Raw genomic sequence first — 17,719 nt, forward strand, 5'->3', positions numbered from 1 at the left:
TCAAAGATTATTTTCTTTCAAATTTTTTGTTGTGATAAACCATTATACCCAAAGCTCTATTAGCATAGCCCCATTTTGGATAAAACTCAAATTTGTAATCGCTATTCAATCCCGAAAACTTATCTTGCGTCATTCGGCTAACATAATCCACGCCATATTTATGAATCAATCGACCGAAATACAATGCCGCATCATAACCTTTATAAGAAAACTCAGACGGGTCTACTTTATAAGCCGATTTATAATTTCCAATAAATTTCCGGGTATCACTATCACCCTCATTCACCAAGTTGGAAGAGGTAATAGTAAGTCCATAGAAATCCATATTTTCGAAATTCTCAAACGAAAGCTTAGCCATATTTGGATGTCCATACAACTTAAACTGGTTACCTGGATTCAAAAAGCGTTCGTCCATAGCATCCAAAAGCCCCTTTACCAAATTCTTATTGGCCGTACCAGAAATGACATGATTAGTTCCAGTCAACACAAGGCTATTGTTGAGCTCGTTGACGCTCATAACAGTTTTTACTTTTGCCTGTGCATTAGCCTTTGAAATTTCGCTAACAAAATTGACTAGAAACTGTTTGCTTTCATCGTCACCGGCATCGTATACCAGAATCTGATCACCCGTATAATACTGATCAGCAACATATTTTGCTAATGTTTCCGAGTGTGTACGAATAGATGGTGTGATGGAAACCAAATTAGGTAAGCTAAATTCAGAAGCCATAGTCGCCGCCAACGGAGAAACTTGTAACACATTCTTATTTGCAAATGTTTGCCCAAAGCTTTTTATCTCACGCGGATATACCGGACCGACCACAAGTACGGCATCTTTGACATTCGCCGAAGTCCCTAAAGTCGCATTGTAGGCAACATTGTCTCGAGAATCAATTACCTGTAGATCAAATAAAGCACCCTCTTTGGCAATTTTGTCAAGGCCCAATTGAAATCCCTGATAAAAATCAAGTGCCAAGGAAGAACGTTCCACATCTTCTTTTGTAATCGTCCCCGCAATACCACTTAACTCGAATGGTAATAGCAAGGCGATGCGATTATTTTTCACAGCATGGCCGTTGACATCCTGGATATCCCCCACTTTGGCAACGATCTTATCTTTGTCAACTGCCGGTTTAGTCACAGCAGTTTGCTGTTCGCCTTGACCAGAGGAAGGCGAACGCAATACTGTGCTTTTTTTCGTTGTGCAGCTTGCAAGACATAATGCTACAAGTGCCGCAACCCATATTTTATTCCCACTCAATTGTAGCGGGCGGTTTTGAACTGATATCATATACAACTCTGTTTATTCCTTTCACATGGTTGATAATTTCATTTGAAATTTTTGCCAACAGGTCATATGGTAAATGTATCCAATCCGCAGTCATTCCATCAAGAGAACCAACTGCACGTAAGCTAACAACATGCTCGTAAGTACGCTCGTCACCCATTACGCCTACAGAACGCACTGGCAAGAAAATTGTACCAGCTTGCCATACTTTATCGTACCAGCCAGCTTCCTTCAGATTATTGATAAAGATCGCATCAGCCTCTTGTACAATACGTACACGCTCAGGTGTAATATCACCTAAAATACGAATTGCCAAACCTGGTCCAGGGAAGGGATGTCTGCCTAAAATTGCCTGATCCACTTCTAAAGCTTTTCCTACTCTTCTTACTTCATCTTTAAACAACGTTTTAAGTGGTTCTACGACTTTCAATTTCATGAAATCAGGTAAACCACCAACGTTATGGTGCGATTTGATTGTTGCTGAAGGTCCTTTCACTGAAACCGACTCGATAATATCTGGGTAAATTGTTCCTTGTCCCAACCATTTCGCTTCAATTCCTTCAGGTAATTCCTTTTGGATTTCTTTTGCAGCTTCATCAAAAACATCAATAAATGAATTACCAATGATTTTACGTTTCTCTTCTGGTTCAGAAACCCCAGCTAATCTACCATAAAATAAATCCTTGGCATTTATTCCTTTAATATTTAACCCCATATTTTTGTAAGAATCCAATACCTGCTCGTATTCATCTTTACGAAGCAGACCATGATCTACGAAAATACAATGTAAATTTTTTCCGATTGCTTGGTGCAACAATACTGCTGCTACTGTTGAATCTACTCCTCCTGACAAAGCCATGATAACGTGATCGTCACCCAATTGCGCTTTCAAAGAGGATACTGTTGTTTCAACAAATGCGTCTGGTGTCCAATCCTGTGCACAACCACAAATGTCTACAACGAAGTTTTTCAATAAGATAGCCCCATCAGTACTATGTGTTACTTCCGGGTGGAATTGTATACCATAGGTACGGGTGCCTTTTACTTGATAAGCAGCAACGCGAACTTTATCCGTACTTGCTATAATATCAAAATTTGCAGGAACTTCTTTGATAGTGTCTCCATGAGACATCCATACCTGCGATTGAGTTGGTACTCCTGCCAATAATTCATTCTCACTATTGACAAACTGCAGATTTGCACGACCATATTCGCGGATTTCAGAAGGTAACACTTCACCACCTGATTTTTGAGCAATGTATTGTGCTCCGTAACAAACTCCTAAAAGTGGGAAACGATCCTGAATAGCGACAAAATCAATTTGCGGTGCATCTTCTTGTCTAACAGAATAAGGACTTCCTGAAAAGATAACACCTTTTACGGAGTCATCAAAATCTGGCAATTTATTGAACGGGTGTATCTCACAATACACATTTAGTTCTCTGACACGTCTAGCGATCAACTGTGTGTACTGAGACCCGAAGTCTAGAATTATAATTTTTTCTGGCATGCTGCAAAGGTAAGTATTACGAATGAATTATTAAATGTCAAATCAGGAAATAATGCCTGCTTTTAACAGTTCTACTTCCATTTCTTTCTGTAGAATTAGGGCTTCCTCTCGTGCTCTTTCAGCGAAATCACGTCCTTTTGAAGCATAGATAATTCCTCTTGTGCTGTTTACTAAAAGCCCACAATCTTTGTTCATACCAAATTTACAAACATCTTCAAGCGAACCTCCTTGCGCCCCCACTCCTGGAACCAATAAAAAATGGTATGGTGCATGTTCCCTAATTTTGATAAAGCCCTCTCCGCGTGTTGCTCCGACAACATACATCAAATTGTCAGGTGTCCCCCAGGTATTGACTTTATCGATCACCTGTTCGAACAATTGCAGCCCTTCTTTGTTTTCAAAATTTGAAAGTCCAAGCTACCCTCATTCGATGTCAAAGCAAGTACGATTGCCCATTTATCGTTAAAATCCAAAAATGGAGTCACCGAGTCCTTCCCCATATAAGGTGCGATTGTAATACTATCAAAGCCAAGACCAGACGTCTTTTCATCAAAAAATGCCATCGCATAACGTCCCGACGTATTGCCAATATCCCCCCTTTTTGCGTCAGCAATACTGAAACAATCCTTTGGTAACGCAGCCCAGGTTTTTTGAAGCGATTGCCAGCCTTTGATTCCATAACATTCATAAAACGCAATATTGGGCTTATAGGCAACACACAAATCAGCCGTTGCATCTATGATAGCCTTATTGAAGCTATAGATCGGATCCTCATCATCCAAGAGATGCTCCGGGATTTTCGTGAGGTCTGTGTCTAATCCGACACATAAAAATGAGCGTTTCGCTTTTATTTGATGAATAAGTTCTGCTCTTGTCATGCTATATTTAGAGATCTTAAAATTATTTATTGATTAAATCTTGAATAAATTTACCTACATCAGGGCTTGAATAATCCGCCATACCTTCATGCCGTGTCGCTACATTACCCGCTTTGTCCAATATCACCGTTGAAGGAATAGATCCCGAGAGCCACTCCTTTGGAATATCGCTGTCTGGAAAACTAATCGGCAAAGTCAGCTGCTGTTCCTTCATAAAAGCCTCTGCTTTTGCTTTCCTGCCTTCTATCTCCACAATCAAAAACACCATATTTGCGTTATCTTTATAGCGATTATAGAGTACATTGATCGAAGGCATTTCTGCGCGACAAGGTGCACACCACGTTGCCCAAAAATTAATAAACACCACTTTTCCCTTCAGATCCGCCACCTTGACTGTTTCTCCCAGCGAATTGACAAAGGAGACATGACTGAATGCGCCCCCTGGAGCCACCCTATCGGATTCTTTAGAAGCTGAATTAAGCTCCAGTTTAGGTTTGAAAAAACCCATTTTCATTAAAAATTGCTGAAAATAACTTCTACTTGTTGGCCAGATCAACAAACCGATGAGCAGTACAAATACAACGTTTCCGATTATCTTTTTTGTCTTCGGACTCATAGGTAATCCCGCTATTAAGAATCAAACTTATCCAACAGCTTCAACAAGGTCGCAAAATCCTTTGGATAAGGTGCCTCAAAAGCCATCTTAACTCCGTTCAACTCAAATTCAACATGTTTTGAATGTAGCGCAAAACGCTTCATAATGGGTTGTTCCTCTTCATCTTTGGATAATGTATATCCCCTTTTCTTGATTTGGGACAAATACACAGGTTTACCGCGATACATGTCATCCCCCACAATAGCGGCATGTTGTGTCGCTAAGTGAATACGGATTTGGTGCATACGTCCTGTAATGGGTTTACATTCCACTAGGGTATAGTTCTTGTAGTATTTGATCGAATTGAAGATGGTCTCTGCCGGTTTGCCGTTTGCACGATCAATAGATACATTTTTATTGCCTTGGTTCAAGATGGGCAAATCGACAAGCAAATCCTGAAAAGTATGTGTACCACCTATGATTGCATGATAAATCTTATTCACTTTTCTTTTTTCAAATGCAATGGAAATTGTACGGTATGTTTCTGGATTTTTTGCAATTAATAAAATACCCGAGGTCTCTTTATCCAGGCGGTGGCACACCTGTGCATCAGGATGATATTTCTTCGCTAAGCGAAGAATATTGACCTCCCCACCCTCACGTTCATCTAAAGAAGCGACAAACGGCGGTTTATTGATAACAATCAAATTTTCATCCTCGTGGATGATTAATTCTGAAAATTTGGGAAATTTAAATAGACGAGTCTCATTTTGTATCATTCTGCAAAAATACAAAACACAAGGCAGAATATTGGTCAATGTATGATAAAAAGCTTACTTTTGAACACACAATATAAGTTAAGATGTCTGTAAACAAAGAAATGAAACGAGTAAGCACAGCAATGCTGCAAGCCATGAAAGAACGTCAGGAAAAGATTTCTATGCTTACAAGCTATGATTACTCCATGGCCAAAATGGTAGATCAAGCTGGTGTTGACGTTATTTTGATTGGAGATTCCGCTGCCAACGTATTTGCTGGCTACGAAACCACCTTGCCTATCACCCTAGATAATATGATCTACCATGCCGCTGCTGTTGCTAGAGGTACCGAACGTGCCATGGTATTAGCAGATTTGCCATTTGGATCTTATCAGGGCTCTGCCAATGAAGCTTACAATGCAGCTGTACGCATGATGAAAGAATCGGGTGCGCACGCATTGAAACTAGAGGGAGGACTTGAAATTATCGAAAACATCAAAAAAATCATTGCCGGAGGCATCCCTGTATGTGGACACCTGGGGCTGACTCCCCAATCCATCAATAAATTTGGAAATTTTGGTGTGCGGGCAAAAGAAGAACAAGAAGCCGCTAAACTTATCGAAGATGCACTCGCTTTGCAGGAGGCGGGCTGTTTTGCAATTGTTCTGGAAAAGATACCGGCAAAATTAGCTAAAACAGTAACCGAAAAACTAGTGATTCCAACAGTGGGTATTGGGGCTGGGCCGGATTGCGATGGACAAGTCCTTGTGATTAACGATATGCTTGGAATGAATGCCGACTTCAAACCAAAATTTATGCGTCATTTCGCTAATTTGCACGAACAAATCACAACAGCAGTAGGAAATTATGTGGCCGAAGTAAAAGCGGTACAATACCCGAACGAAGACGAACAATACTAGAAGAAAAATATGCGGTTTTTGATCATTGGGCTTATTGTTCTTATTGCTTATCTGATGATACGCAAAAAATTCAATCTATTTGGGTTTACCGAGGATATGTCCAGAAATTTAAAATCAGGTTTTCAGTTGATTGAAGCTTCATCTCCAGTCATCCAGGCAAATCTAAAGAAGAGCGTTTCCAATGCCGTTATGGGGGTTATCCTCATTTTGATCACCATTTTGCTGTTCATGAAGATAAAAATTGTCCTGTTCCTGCTTCCGATTGCCTTTTTCTTGTTGGGCTATCTCTTTCTGTTCAACAACCACTTTAGTAAGCTCAAAAGCCAACAAATATGGTACAATGCCAAAACCAATGAGGTTTTTATTGAACAGCTAAAAGGAGAAAATTATGCTTTTAACATTTTTAAGGACATAGAAGCCGTTCAGAAGATCGAATCAATTCAAACGACCAAAGGTTTATTATATGGCTACTACCGTATCAAGTTAAAGAACAAAATATTGGAAATCCCTTATTTAGTCGCTGAAAACAGGCCCGTCAATAATTTATTTTTCGACACGATTAATCAAAACTTCAATGTAGCTATTCAAAAACGTATTTTTCCAATTATTTAAAAATGAACAGGTTGAACATCCGAAAAGAAAGTGTTATATTTAGGTAATCAATATAATTTGTTAAAACCAAAATATTTTACACTATGGGAAAAGGTGATATCAAGACCAGAAGAGGAAAAATATCAAATGGTTCTTTTGGAAAAAGAAGACCACATGTATCGAAAGCTGCCATCAAGCCAAAAGTAAAAAATGGGGCTTCAAAAGAAGTGGAACAAAAAGCAAAATCAAAAAAATAGTAGTCAATAAAGCTAGAAACTTATTTCTGGCTTTTTTTATTTCCAATCGTTCCCAATACGCCCATTTCGATGTCCATTTGCAAAGTTTTGGTCCTATTGTAAAATCCTTTTGACAACTGATATCCTCATAATAATAAACCTATATTTACCCGTTAAATGTAAAAAGTACATAAGAGACTATATCCGTATGAATAAAAAATCGATCATTTACCTCCTTTTGGCTTGTGCTGTGTTTGGAGGTGGATACTTTCTGATAACTGCTAAAAAAGACAAAAAAGAAGCTGATAAGCCCAATGGGAAAAAAGATATGCCAGTCCCCGCACAGGCTATCATTGCCAAATCTTCCGTCGCCGATCGATCCATTAATCTCTCAGGAAGCATTGACGCAGAAGAGCAGGTTGAAATCAGAAGTGAAGTAAGTGGTCGAATCACCAAAATCTATTTCTCCGAAGGGCAGCGCATCAAACAGGGCGAACCCTTGATCAAGATTGATGATATTGAACTTCAGGCACAATTAAGACAAGCACAAACAACAAACCAGCTGAATGCCGAAAATGAACGTCGGGCCAAACTGCTGCTGCAAAAAGGAGCAATCAGTCAGGAGGAGTTTGATATAGCCAGTGCAGCTTTAAAAACCTCCTTAGCACAGATCCAGTTGATTCAGGCACAAATATCCAAAACAACCATCCGCGCCCCTTTTAGTGGCATGATTGGACTTCGGAATATTTCCGTAGGAGCCATTGTCTCATCCAGTACCCTGATTACAAACTTAGTGAAGGACAATCTTGTCAAAATTACCTTTGCAGTTCCCGAAAAATACAGCAATATTGTTAAAATAAACATGCCCATTGAGTTCAGCGTAGCCAACGACCCAACCATCATAAAAGCAAACATTTACGCCGTTGAACCGCAAGTATCACTTAACACCAGAACACTCACCGTCCGCGCCAGAGCAACGAACGATCAGGGTAAATTGAAAGTCGGATCCTTTGTCAATGTGATTGTGCCGATCGAAGTGGAAAACGATGCGATATCCATTCCAACAGAAGCCATTGTTCCCGTACAGGATGGAAAAAAGGTCTTTGTATTACAGCATGGCCTTGCCAAGGAAGTGAAGGTTGAAACAGGTGCGCGTACCGACAAAGACATCGTCATTCTATCTGGCATCAGTGCCGGTGACACCGTTTTAACCACGGGCGTTCTGTCGTTAAAAGATGGAGCAAAAGTTAAGGTATCATTAGCTAACTAGTTGTACATGAATTTATCTGCAGTTTTTATTAAACGTCCTGTTTTAACTATTGTCGTCAATATTACCATCATATTGTTTGGCTATATTGGTTTTAGTTTTCTAGGCGTACGCGAATACCCCTCTATTGACCCAGCGATTGTTTCCGTCAGAACAAACTATGCCGGTGCCAATCCAGATATCATTGAATCTCAGATTACCGAGCCGCTAGAAAAGGCCATAAACTCGATCGATGGTATCCGCAACATCTCTTCTTCGAGCAATCAAGGATCCAGTAATATCACCATTGAGTTTGACTTAAAAAAGAACCTTGAGGAAGCCGCAAATGATGTCCGGGATAAAGTATCCCAAGCCGTGCGAAGCCTACCACAGGATATTGATGCCCCACCAGTGGTATCCAAAGCCGATGCGGACTCCGATCCTATTATTACATTGACATTGCAAAGTGAGACGCGCGATAAACTTTCGCTGAGCGACTACGCCGAAAATGTGATTTCCGAAAGGTTGCAAACCATCCCCGGTGTCAGCAGCACACAGATCTATGGTCAAAAACGTTACGCCATGCGTCTATGGCTCAACCCCGACCGTATGGCTGCCTATGGTATCACAGCTTCGGATATTCGTACGGCATTGAATAGCCAGAATGTTGAATTACCTTCGGGGAAAATTGTCGGAAACACAACCGAGCTCACCGTAAAAACCGTCGGCAACCTGTCTACTCCTGAGCAATTCAATAACATCATTTTAAAGGCCGATAGCAGCCGTATCGTCAAGTTTATCGATATTGGCCGGGCAGAAATAGATGCTGAAAATCTCGAAACAAAAATGGTCAGTAACGGTAAACAGCTGGTCGGTATTGCCATTATTCCGCAGCCAGGAACAAATTACCTCGATATTGCCAACAATTTCTATAAAATGCTCGATCAGATCAAAGAAGATCTGCCGCAGGATATTATACTCAACATCGCTTCTGATAATACGACATTCATCAAAAAATCTGTTGAGGAGGTCGCCGAGACACTCCTGATTTCGATCATTCTGGTCACCCTAATTATCTATTTTTTCTTCCGCGACTGGGGTATCGCACTACGTCCTTTATTGGACATTCCCGTATCCTTGATCGCGACATTTTTTATTATGTATATTTTCGGATTTTCTATCAATGTACTGACACTGCTCGCTATTGTACTCGCGACGGGGCTTGTTGTCGACGATGGTATCGTTGTTACCGAAAATATCTTCAAGAAAGTTGAAGAAGGAATGTCCCCTATTGAGGCGGCCCTGAAAGGGTCGAAGGAAATATTCTTCGCTGTTATTTCCATTTCAATCACACTTGCAGCCGTATTCTTACCCGTTATATTTCTTCAGGGATTTGTGGGACGGCTTTTCCGGGAGTTTGGTGTCGTCATCGCCTCGGCCGTATTGGTTTCCGCATTTGTTTCCCTCACCCTCACGCCGATGCTCAATGCCTATCTAATCAAAGGTGGTGGACACAAGAAGACGAAATTTTACGATTGGACCGAACCAATGTTCGTCAAAATGAATAAAGGTTATGCCAATGCACTGGAGAAATTCATGAAATTCAAATGGATCAGCTTTCCAATCCTGATCCTATGTTTTGTCATTATTGGCATCCTTTTCTCCTCCATTAAAAAAGAAACGGCGCCTTATGATGACAGAAGTAATATCTCCGTCAATGTGACAGGCCCGGAAGGTGCTACCTATGAATACATGGACCGATACATGCAGGAATTGGACAAATTGGTCTACGATTCCATTCCTGAGAACAAAATCAGTTTAAACATTACCTCTCCGGGTTTCGGCGCAAGCTCAGTCAACTCCGGACGTATACGGATGACTCTCGTTGATCCAAGTGAGCGTAAAAAATCACAGGACGATATTGCCAAAGAGCTCACTAAATGGACAAAAAAATACGATGGTGTCCGCGTCAATGTTTCGCAAACGCCGACGATATCCATGAATCGCAGAGGTGGATTACCTGTTCAGTACATTATCCAGGCACAAAATTTTGAAAAACTTCAGGAAAAGATACCCGAATTTATGAATGAGGTCAACAGCGATCCCGCATTCTCCACAACGGACATCAACCTGAAGTTCAACAAACCCGAACTGCATGTCGAAATTGATCGTCTGAAAGCCCTCAGTCTGGGCGTTTCCGTACTTGACGTTTCGCAGTCCCTCCAATTATTACTAAGCGGCCAACGTTTCGCTTATTTTATGCGTGATGGCAAACAATATCAGGTCATAGGCCAGGTTGAAAACGACCGTAGAGCCACACCTACAGACCTTGCGTCAATTTACGTGCGAAATAACCTCGGACAGCTTATCCAGTTAGACAACGTTGTAAGCGTTAAGGAAGAGAGCAGTCCACCCCAACTCTACCACAATAACCGCTACATGTCGGCTACAGTTTCAGCCGGTTTGGCGCCGGGCATGAGTATGAGTGACGGCATTGCAGCAATGGATCGCATAAAAGAAAAGGTCCTCGATCAGAGTTTCACCACCGACCTCAGTGGCGAATCACGTGACTTCGTTGAAAGTAGTTCCAATACACTATTTGCCTTTGGCCTTGCTTTGTTGCTTATCTACCTGATCTTAGCGGCCCAATTTGAAAGCTTCCTCGACCCATTTATCATTATCCTTACGGTACCCATGGCCGTTGCCGGAGCACTGATAAGTCTATGGTTATTTGATCAAACCTGGAATATATTCAGCCAAATTGGAACGATTATGCTAATTGGTCTCGTGACCAAAAATGGTATCTTGATTGTTGAGTTTGCCAACCAGATGCGCGAAGAGGGAATGGAAAAATTTGAAGCAATTATGCACTCTGCCGAATCACGCCTCAGACCGATCTTAATGACAAGTCTAGCCATTGCCTTGGGCGCATTACCGATTGCCATGTCACTTGGAGCTGCTTCAACGAGTAGAATTGGTATGGGGGTTGTTATCGTTGGTGGTACAATATTCTCCCTTATCCTAACCTTGTTCATTATCCCGGCAATCTATTACATGTGGTCAAGACAAAAAAAGCATAGACCTGAATTTGATAACATTAAAAGCTACGAATAATAAAGACATGAAGAGAAATTTCATCCTACTAGTATTACTTTACTCCCTCATGTTTCAAGCTCGTGCACAAGAGATACTGACCTTGGAAGATGCGCTAAAAACAACGTTGAGCAATAACTTCAATATTCTTTTGGCTAAAAATGACAATAACATCGATATGGAGAATACCAGTCTGGGAAGCGCCGGTATGCTTCCAGCGGTAACTGGAACGTTCAATAGAAGCAACTCCATCCAGAATTCAAGGCAGGTCAGAGCAGATGGTCAAATACAGCAGATTTCCAATGCCAAAAATGATAACATGTCTTATGGAGTTAACCTAAACTGGACGATATTCGATGGATTGGGCATGTTCGCCCGTCGCGACCGCTTCAAAGAAATACAACGTCAAGGTGAAGCGGAGATTAAATATCAAGTGATTACCCAGCTCAGCGAAGTCATGGCTACCTACTACAATCTGGTGCAACAAAAGCGCCTGATAAATGCCCTAGATACAACCATCACCTTATCGAAATACCGTGTCACGCTTGCCGAAAATCGCCTGGAGATCGGGAAAGGCTCCAAGCTTGACCTCCTGAATGCAAAAGTCGATTTAAATACCGATCAGACAAACTTACTCAGACAACAGGAAAGCTTCAAAAATACCAAGACTTACCTCAATCAGCTGATGACGCGCGACTTGAGCCTAGATTTTCAAATTGAAGACGACATGAAACTTGATACGGATCTTAAACTTGGTAATCTGATCGAAATTGCCGATCGACAAAATCCGCAAATTCAGCTTGCCATCATCAACAATCGGGTGGCCGAGCTCAACTTAAAAGCAGTTAAGGCCGAACGTTATCCCAAAATTGGCTTAAATAGTGGGTACAACTGGAACGAATCCCACTCCTCCCTCGGATTCTCGACAGAAAACAAAAATAGAGGTCTTACCTACGGCGTATCGGCTTCCCTTAATATTTTCAATGGATTTCTGCAAAATAGAAACGAACGGATTGCCAAATTTCAGATTAAAGGCTCCGAGCTACAGATACAGCAACAAAAACAGGATATCCAGGCTCAGGTCAGAACCCTATTCCAAACCTACATCACCAATATGGAGCTGGCTAATGTAGAACGGAAAAATGAGGAGCTGGCAAAAGAAAATTTAAACATCACCATGGATAAATTCCGTATCGGTACCATCACAACCTTAGAAGTAAGAACAGCGCAGTTAAACTACATCAATGTAATGACACGTAGCTATACAGCGCAATATGATGCGAAGGTATCCGAGATACGCCTAAAAGAATTAACAGGCGAAACGTATTAGAAATTTCTTTTTGCAAGAGGTCCTCTTAGAAAGGAACACAATACTGATACGCTTCTTAACAGCATCTATCATTAAAAGCGAAAGGCTCCTTAACTAAATGAGGAGCCTTTCGTTTGTCTATTTAATAGTCAATCGCTATAATAGATCTCAGCGGTATTAAAACGCCACTTTTAATCTGAATATATCTATCGGTTAACGACCATACAGTGGTCTCGATACGCTTTGGTCCGGAATCAGTCTCAAAGGCGATTTCAGTTTTGGATTTAAACTCATTTCCCAACCGAAGTGCCCCTTTCAATTTATCCATAAAAGTCGCTGTCTTATCTTCACTCGCCGGGATAAATTTAAATTGAGGAATTTCCTCTTTAGCTATTAGTTCTCCAACCATAATACTAGCATTTAATGTGTAAATTATTGTTTTGCGCTATGCTACTTTTATAACGCTTTAAAGCCAATCTTATTTTATCTCTTTCTGCCATTGGCTTATTTAAATCTACCGATTCCCATGATAAAAATCAATAAAATCCTTGAAAACTATCATTTATTTTACAATAAAAAAACGATTGTACTTTAGACACACTGCATTACTTTGAGGGTCACTAGCAAGCCCAACAGGCATTTATAACGAGATATCTAAATATAGTGTCATTTCATTTTGAATTTATAGCCCAAATCATTCATATTGCCTATTTTTGATCAAAACAATATGTAAATGGAAAAATCTGTTTTTGAAAAAGAGTGGGAAATTTATTTCACACAATGCTATTCTAACGGCCGTATTCGTTTCTCCGATTTATCCAATATCCTGCAGCTTACCGCGGGAGAACATGCCAATGCTGTCGGATTCGGTTTTAAAGAAATGGCCAAACATAACCAAACCTGGGTTCTTAGCCGCATACGCATAGAGATTGCACGGTTGCCCAAATGGATGGATCATGTCAAGGTAAAAACTTGGGTTCAAGAATTAGAGGGCGCACGCTCAACGCGGAATTTTGAAATTACAGTCAATGGACAGATCTATGTTACTGCAACCAGTTATTGGGCTGTCATCAATACCGTGAAAAGGAACTCTGAAACACTCGCAATTTCCACCGAAGATTTTACCACCTATCCTGATCGCCCGGCAACACAACAGCCATTTTCAAAATTGGATATTTCCCAGACCGTCAAAAATATTGATGAATATAGCGTTAAGCTCTCTGACCTGGATATTGTCAATCACGCCAACAATGTAAAATACCTGGATTGGTGTATGGACAGATTGCCCATTGAGCTGGTATTGACCAATCAGATCAGATCCTTGGAGATGAATTACCTGCGTGAATTACGTTATAATGATACGGTAGAAATTAATGGTGATGCAACAGATCAAGGTTACTTTATGACGGTTACTAAACAGCAACGAATCCACTTTGCTTTGGCTATAGAAACAAAATAAAAAGGGAGGCTTTGGGCCTCCCTTTATTTTACATATAGCATCATGTTATGCAAATGCCTTATCTCCTTTTTTGTAAGGAAGGTTGCCATCAAATCTTCCTGGGATCTTCACAAAACGCAAAGCTTTTGTACAACCCAGTTCTGAGTTAAAGAAACCAGTCAATGTCAACTGTTTGAACATCGTAAACCAGTGTGGTGGATCGTTCTCAACATAATTGTACAATTGATTTTGTTTTTCTTTATTTTTCTCCAGAATATCTTTTTGATCTTCAGCTTGCTTTTTATTAAACTCGTTTGCTTCTTTATCCAAAGCAGCGGCAACAGCTGTTCTGTCTTCAGCAGAAAGCTCCAGGAATGGTTTTCCTTTCACCTCTTTTGCTTTATCATCTAAGCTCCCAAAACCCGTTAAAAATGCTTTTTGTTGCTTCTCCGTATAACAATCGCGAACCATGACCGGAATAAAACTTCCTACCCCTGCTTCTTTCGCGCCCGGAGTTGCGGTAGCTGGTAAAATTGCTTCAGCCAAGTCACCTAATAAATCAGTTGTCTTCGCTTCAAACAAGGCTTGTACATCTTTTGTTGCTGAGCGTGTACAACCTTCCAAAAATAAATTAGCGCCGATAACGGTACCTCCTAAAATTAAGGCAACTCGTTGTAATGCTTCTCTTCTATTCATACTACTAAATATCTTAATTTTAGAAATTATATTTCATTTCCCAACCTTCTCTGTAATTACGTTTTACATATTGATTGACGTTGTCAAAATTGGTGACACGCATGTTATCGTTATCCCACAACAATTTTAAGTTACGTCCAGGGTATTTACCATCAATACGTAAATCAGCCCCTCTGATCGCCAGGTTAGCCATTAATAAAGCTTCTGTCAACGGACCTGCTATTTCAAAAGGTGAGCTCACTTCTTTCTTGCCGTATCCAGCTTGACAAGCTTCAACCCATTGTGCATAGTGTCCGCCTTCTTGTCCTTGAACACGGGCATATTTCTGTGCCACTTGCTCTTTTCTCGAAGTAGGTAACAAGCGTGCATTTTGGCCGTAGGTATCAGCAAGGATTTTACCTTTTGTACCGACAAGTAAGATACCATTACCACCGTCACCAAAAATTTCGTTTGGACCTAATTCATCTGGACGGGCAGGCTGAATACCACCATCCATCCAATGTAAGGTAACAGGACCATTTGTACGTGGCGTTTTAGGGAAAGTTAATGTCGCATGGCTCGATGGAGGGCAGCTTTCAGGGAAATATCCGCGTTTGAACTCATCCACATACACCGATCCAACAGTTGCCTGTACATCTTGTACATAAGTCAATCCTAAAGTACTGAAAGGAACTTCCAACAAGTGGCAGCCCATATCGCCCAATGCGCCAGTACCATAATCCCACCAGCCACGCCAGTTGAAAGGCACCAATTTGTCAACATACTCTTTATGCGGCGCTGTACCTAACCAAAGGTCCCAATCCAATTCTTTTGGAATTTCAGCTTTACCTGTAGGCCATGCAATACCTGAAGGCCATACCGGACGATCTGTCCAACAATATACCGTATGTACATCACCGATCAGACCTGCTTCGTACCATTCACGTACAAAACGCGGTCCATCATTTGATGCACCTTGATTTCCCATTTGGGTAACAACCTTATATTTCTTAGCTGCATGCGTCAATGCTCTCGCTTCCCATACATCGTGAGTCAACGGTTTTTGAACGTACACGTGTTTACCCAATTGCATAGCTGCAAGCGCTTGAATCGCATGTTGATGATCTGGAGTTGATACAGAAACGGCTTCTATACGTTTGTGCTCCTTATCCAACATCTCACGGTAGTCTTTGTAATATTTTGCTTTCGGGTAACGTTTCAACGCACCAGCTGCACGACGGTCGTCCACATCACACAAGAAAGCTAGATCTGCTTTTCCTGAATCATGGAATGCGTTGATGTCACTAAAACCTTTACCCCCTACACCAATACCTGCTACTTGTAATTTGTCACTTGGAGCTGTAAAGCCATTTCCGCCCAATACATGGCGAGGGACGATCATAAAAGCCGCAGCAGCTGTTGCCGCGCTCTTTATAAAACCTCTTCTACTCGTCTTATTTGAGTTATTTTCCATTGTTATCAATCTTTAGCTATTAGATGTTACCTTTTTTCAATTCGCTCACTGCGAAATCAACCGCACGAGCAGTAAGCGCCATATACGTTAATGAAGGGTTGACACAACCTGCAGAAGTCATACATGCACCGTCCGTTACGAAAACATTCAATGCATCCCAAACTTGGTTGTTACCATTTAATACCGAAGTTTTTGGATCACGTCCCATACGGGCAGTTCCCATTTCGTGGATACCTTGACCCAGACCATATACGTTATCGTATGTATAGGTATCCTTTACGCCAATGCTTTCCAACATTTCCTTCATTTCATTTTGCATGTCACCACGCATCTTCAATTCATTATCCTTGATCTCAGCGTCAAAAGACAATACAGGTAAGCCCCATTTATCTTTTTTGCTCTTGTCAAGTGTAATTTTATTTTCGTGATATGGCAAGGTTTCCCCAAATGCGGTGAAGCCAACCGTCCAGTCGCCTGGCTCACAGATTGCATCTTTCCAAGCGCCACCTACTTCCATCTCGGCAACAGCACCAGACCAACGTCCACGACCCGCAGCACCTTGGTAGCCAAATCCGCGTACATAGTCGCGTTTTTTGGTATCACCTTCGACGTTCACGAATCGTGGTACATATAAACCTGTTGGTCTACGGCCATATACATAGCTATCCAAATAGCCATCTATTTTACCACCAGCACCACAACGGAAATGGTGATCCATCAAATTGTGGCCCAATTCACCGCTGCTACTACCAAGTCCGCCTTCCCAAACATCTGTAGCCGAGTTCATCAATACCCAAGTCGAGTTCAATGCAGATGCACAAACAAAAATCACTTTAGCAAAAAATTCATAAGTTTGGTTTGTTTCAGCATCAACAATCTCAACGCCTTTTGCCTTTTTCGTGTTTTTATCGTAGATAATTTTTGTTACGATGGAAAAAGGACGTAATGTCAAGTTATTTGTCTTTTTTGCCGCAGGAAGAGTCGCCGATTGTGTACTGAAATAAGCACCAAAGTTACAGCCCAACCAACATTGATTTTGATATTGACAATTTACACGGTCATGATGCGGAACGGTAATGTTTGCTGTTCTACCCATGATGAAATGACGTTGACCACCATATTGTTTTTTCAAACGCTCAGCCAGGTCTTTTTCAACAATGTTCATCGCCATTGCAGGCATGTAATCTCCATCGGGCAAAGATGGCACACCATCTCTATTTCCAGAGATACCCGCAAATTTTTCAGCATAACTATACCAAGGGGCAATATCCTTATAACGAATCGGCCAATCCACACCGTGGCCATCTTTCAAGTTAGCTTCAAAATCCAAATCACCCAAACGATAAGATTGTCTTCCCCACATTAAAGAACGTCCACCAACATGATACCCACGGTACCAGTCAAAACGTTTTACTTCGGTATATGGACTCTCTTTTTCATTTACCCAAAAATCCAGGTTCTTCTCATTCAAAGGATAATCTCTACGCAAAACCGGATAATCTTCGATCATTTGTTGCGTACGACCGCCAGCATGAGGCCATTCCCATGGATTTTTATTTGGCGCAGTATAATCCTTGATGTGTTCAATGTTACGACCACGCTCCAGCATAATTGTTTTCAGCCCTTTCTCTGTCAATTCTTTCGCAGCCCATCCACCACTTATCCCCGAACCGATTACAATTGCGTCATAAGTATTTGTTGCCATCTC

Annotated in this window: 17 protein-coding genes; 7 read left to right on the plus strand and 10 right to left on the minus strand. The window is 41.1% G+C overall.

Annotation, left to right across the window (positions count from 1 at the left end; translation table 11 throughout):
• Positions 1-7 precede the first annotated feature (7 nt).
• Genes BV902_RS16515 through BV902_RS16535 form a run of 6 tightly spaced genes read right to left on the minus strand, consistent with a single transcriptional unit; the run spans position 8 to position 5,050 of the window.
• Positions 8-1,291, minus strand: a complete 1,284-nt coding sequence (locus tag BV902_RS16515; RefSeq protein WP_083663650.1) for an ABC transporter substrate-binding protein — start codon at positions 1,289-1,291, stop codon at positions 8-10.
• On the minus strand, positions 1,248-2,798 hold the full coding sequence (guaA, locus tag BV902_RS16520; RefSeq protein ID WP_075992875.1) for a glutamine-hydrolyzing GMP synthase: 1,551 nt from the start codon (positions 2,796-2,798) through the stop codon (positions 1,248-1,250). Before guaA ends, BV902_RS16515 begins: the two co-directional genes overlap by 44 nt.
• Positions 2,799-2,840: 42 nt before the next feature.
• Entirely contained in the window at positions 2,841-3,176 is a 336-nt protein-coding gene (locus tag BV902_RS28570) for a hypothetical protein (protein WP_335682239.1), read from the minus strand.
• Entirely contained in the window at positions 3,161-3,676 is a 516-nt protein-coding gene (gene pyrF / locus BV902_RS28575; RefSeq protein WP_335682240.1) for an orotidine-5'-phosphate decarboxylase, read from the minus strand. The genes BV902_RS28570 and pyrF overlap by 16 nt, the downstream gene beginning before the upstream one ends.
• Before the next feature lie 22 nt (positions 3,677-3,698).
• Complete coding sequence (locus tag BV902_RS16530; RefSeq protein ID WP_075992876.1) at positions 3,699-4,292, minus strand: TlpA family protein disulfide reductase; 594 nt, start codon at positions 4,290-4,292, stop codon at positions 3,699-3,701.
• A gap of 14 nt (positions 4,293-4,306) precedes the next feature.
• Entirely contained in the window at positions 4,307-5,050 is a 744-nt protein-coding gene (locus BV902_RS16535) for an RluA family pseudouridine synthase (protein WP_075992877.1), read from the minus strand.
• Between the two features lie 83 nt (positions 5,051-5,133).
• Here BV902_RS16535 and panB point away from each other — a divergent pair, with 83 nt between their 5' ends.
• From panB to BV902_RS16565, 6 genes are all read left to right on the plus strand, one after another.
• Positions 5,134-5,949, plus strand: a complete 816-nt coding sequence (panB, locus tag BV902_RS16540; protein ID WP_075992878.1) for a 3-methyl-2-oxobutanoate hydroxymethyltransferase — start codon at positions 5,134-5,136, stop codon at positions 5,947-5,949.
• Positions 5,950-5,958: 9 nt separating this feature from the next.
• Positions 5,959-6,561 (plus strand): hypothetical protein, encoded by a 603-nt coding sequence (locus BV902_RS16545; RefSeq protein WP_157626111.1) that lies wholly within the window; start codon positions 5,959-5,961, stop codon positions 6,559-6,561.
• Positions 6,562-6,644: 83 nt separating this feature from the next.
• On the plus strand, positions 6,645-6,797 hold the full coding sequence (locus BV902_RS16550; protein ID WP_075992880.1) for a 30S ribosomal protein THX: 153 nt from the start codon (positions 6,645-6,647) through the stop codon (positions 6,795-6,797).
• Between the two features lie 187 nt (positions 6,798-6,984).
• Positions 6,985-8,046 carry an efflux RND transporter periplasmic adaptor subunit gene (locus BV902_RS16555; RefSeq protein ID WP_075992881.1) on the plus strand — a complete coding sequence of 354 codons (1,062 nt, stop codon included), beginning with the start codon at positions 6,985-6,987 and terminating at the stop codon, positions 8,044-8,046.
• A gap of 6 nt (positions 8,047-8,052) precedes the next feature.
• Positions 8,053-11,136 carry an efflux RND transporter permease subunit gene (locus BV902_RS16560; protein WP_075992882.1) on the plus strand — a complete coding sequence of 1,028 codons (3,084 nt, stop codon included), beginning with the start codon at positions 8,053-8,055 and terminating at the stop codon, positions 11,134-11,136.
• A 7-nt stretch (positions 11,137-11,143) separates the two neighbouring features.
• Positions 11,144-12,445 carry a TolC family protein gene (locus BV902_RS16565; RefSeq protein WP_075992883.1) on the plus strand — a complete coding sequence of 434 codons (1,302 nt, stop codon included), beginning with the start codon at positions 11,144-11,146 and terminating at the stop codon, positions 12,443-12,445.
• A 121-nt stretch (positions 12,446-12,566) separates the two neighbouring features.
• Here the strand turns inward: BV902_RS16565 and BV902_RS16570 are convergent, their stop codons facing one another.
• Entirely contained in the window at positions 12,567-12,833 is a 267-nt protein-coding gene (locus tag BV902_RS16570) for a hypothetical protein (protein WP_172840699.1), read from the minus strand.
• 324 nt (positions 12,834-13,157) lie between these two features.
• Between BV902_RS16570 and BV902_RS16575 the strand changes: the two genes are divergently transcribed.
• A complete protein-coding gene (locus BV902_RS16575) occupies positions 13,158-13,883 on the plus strand; it encodes an acyl-[acyl-carrier-protein] thioesterase (protein ID WP_075992885.1) in 726 nt (241 codons plus the stop codon).
• A 45-nt stretch (positions 13,884-13,928) separates the two neighbouring features.
• Here BV902_RS16575 and BV902_RS16580 read toward each other — a convergent pair whose 3' ends face one another.
• The 3 genes from BV902_RS16580 to BV902_RS16590 are packed head-to-tail and all read right to left on the minus strand — an operon-like array spanning position 13,929 to position 17,716.
• Positions 13,929-14,558, minus strand: a complete 630-nt coding sequence (locus BV902_RS16580) for a gluconate 2-dehydrogenase subunit 3 family protein (RefSeq protein WP_075992886.1) — start codon at positions 14,556-14,558, stop codon at positions 13,929-13,931.
• A 19-nt stretch (positions 14,559-14,577) separates the two neighbouring features.
• Positions 14,578-16,011, minus strand: a complete 1,434-nt coding sequence (locus BV902_RS16585) for a Gfo/Idh/MocA family protein (RefSeq protein WP_075992887.1) — start codon at positions 16,009-16,011, stop codon at positions 14,578-14,580.
• A gap of 19 nt (positions 16,012-16,030) precedes the next feature.
• A complete protein-coding gene (locus tag BV902_RS16590; RefSeq protein WP_075992888.1) occupies positions 16,031-17,716 on the minus strand; it encodes a GMC oxidoreductase in 1,686 nt (561 codons plus the stop codon).
• Positions 17,717-17,719 lie beyond the last annotated feature (3 nt).

Source organism: Sphingobacterium sp. B29 (assembly GCF_001952815.1).
In the GTDB taxonomy this organism is placed as follows: Bacteria; Bacteroidota; Bacteroidia; order Sphingobacteriales; family Sphingobacteriaceae; genus Sphingobacterium; species Sphingobacterium siyangense.

Coding starts and splice junctions, on each gene's coding strand:
- BV902_RS16580 (WP_075992886.1), bottom strand. CDS start 14,558: ATGAATAGAAGAGAAGCATTACAACGAGTTGCCTTAATTTTAGGAGGT.
- BV902_RS16575 (WP_075992885.1), top strand. CDS start 13,158: ATGGAAAAATCTGTTTTTGAAAAAGAGTGGGAAATTTATTTCACACAA.
- panB (WP_075992878.1), top strand. CDS start 5,134: ATGTCTGTAAACAAAGAAATGAAACGAGTAAGCACAGCAATGCTGCAA.
- BV902_RS16545 (WP_157626111.1), top strand. CDS start 5,959: ATGCGGTTTTTGATCATTGGGCTTATTGTTCTTATTGCTTATCTGATG.
- BV902_RS16535 (WP_075992877.1), bottom strand. CDS start 5,050: ATGATACAAAATGAGACTCGTCTATTTAAATTTCCCAAATTTTCAGAA.
- BV902_RS16565 (WP_075992883.1), top strand. CDS start 11,144: ATGAAGAGAAATTTCATCCTACTAGTATTACTTTACTCCCTCATGTTT.
- BV902_RS16550 (WP_075992880.1), top strand. CDS start 6,645: ATGGGAAAAGGTGATATCAAGACCAGAAGAGGAAAAATATCAAATGGT.
- guaA (WP_075992875.1), bottom strand. CDS start 2,798: ATGCCAGAAAAAATTATAATTCTAGACTTCGGGTCTCAGTACACACAG.
- BV902_RS16530 (WP_075992876.1), bottom strand. CDS start 4,292: ATGAGTCCGAAGACAAAAAAGATAATCGGAAACGTTGTATTTGTACTG.
- BV902_RS16555 (WP_075992881.1), top strand. CDS start 6,985: ATGAATAAAAAATCGATCATTTACCTCCTTTTGGCTTGTGCTGTGTTT.
- BV902_RS16515 (WP_083663650.1), bottom strand. CDS start 1,291: ATGATATCAGTTCAAAACCGCCCGCTACAATTGAGTGGGAATAAAATA.
- BV902_RS16570 (WP_172840699.1), bottom strand. CDS start 12,833: ATGGTTGGAGAACTAATAGCTAAAGAGGAAATTCCTCAATTTAAATTT.
- BV902_RS16585 (WP_075992887.1), bottom strand. CDS start 16,011: ATGGAAAATAACTCAAATAAGACGAGTAGAAGAGGTTTTATAAAGAGC.
- pyrF (WP_335682240.1), bottom strand. CDS start 3,676: ATGACAAGAGCAGAACTTATTCATCAAATAAAAGCGAAACGCTCATTT.
- BV902_RS16560 (WP_075992882.1), top strand. CDS start 8,053: ATGAATTTATCTGCAGTTTTTATTAAACGTCCTGTTTTAACTATTGTC.
- BV902_RS16590 (WP_075992888.1), bottom strand. CDS start 17,716: ATGGCAACAAATACTTATGACGCAATTGTAATCGGTTCGGGGATAAGT.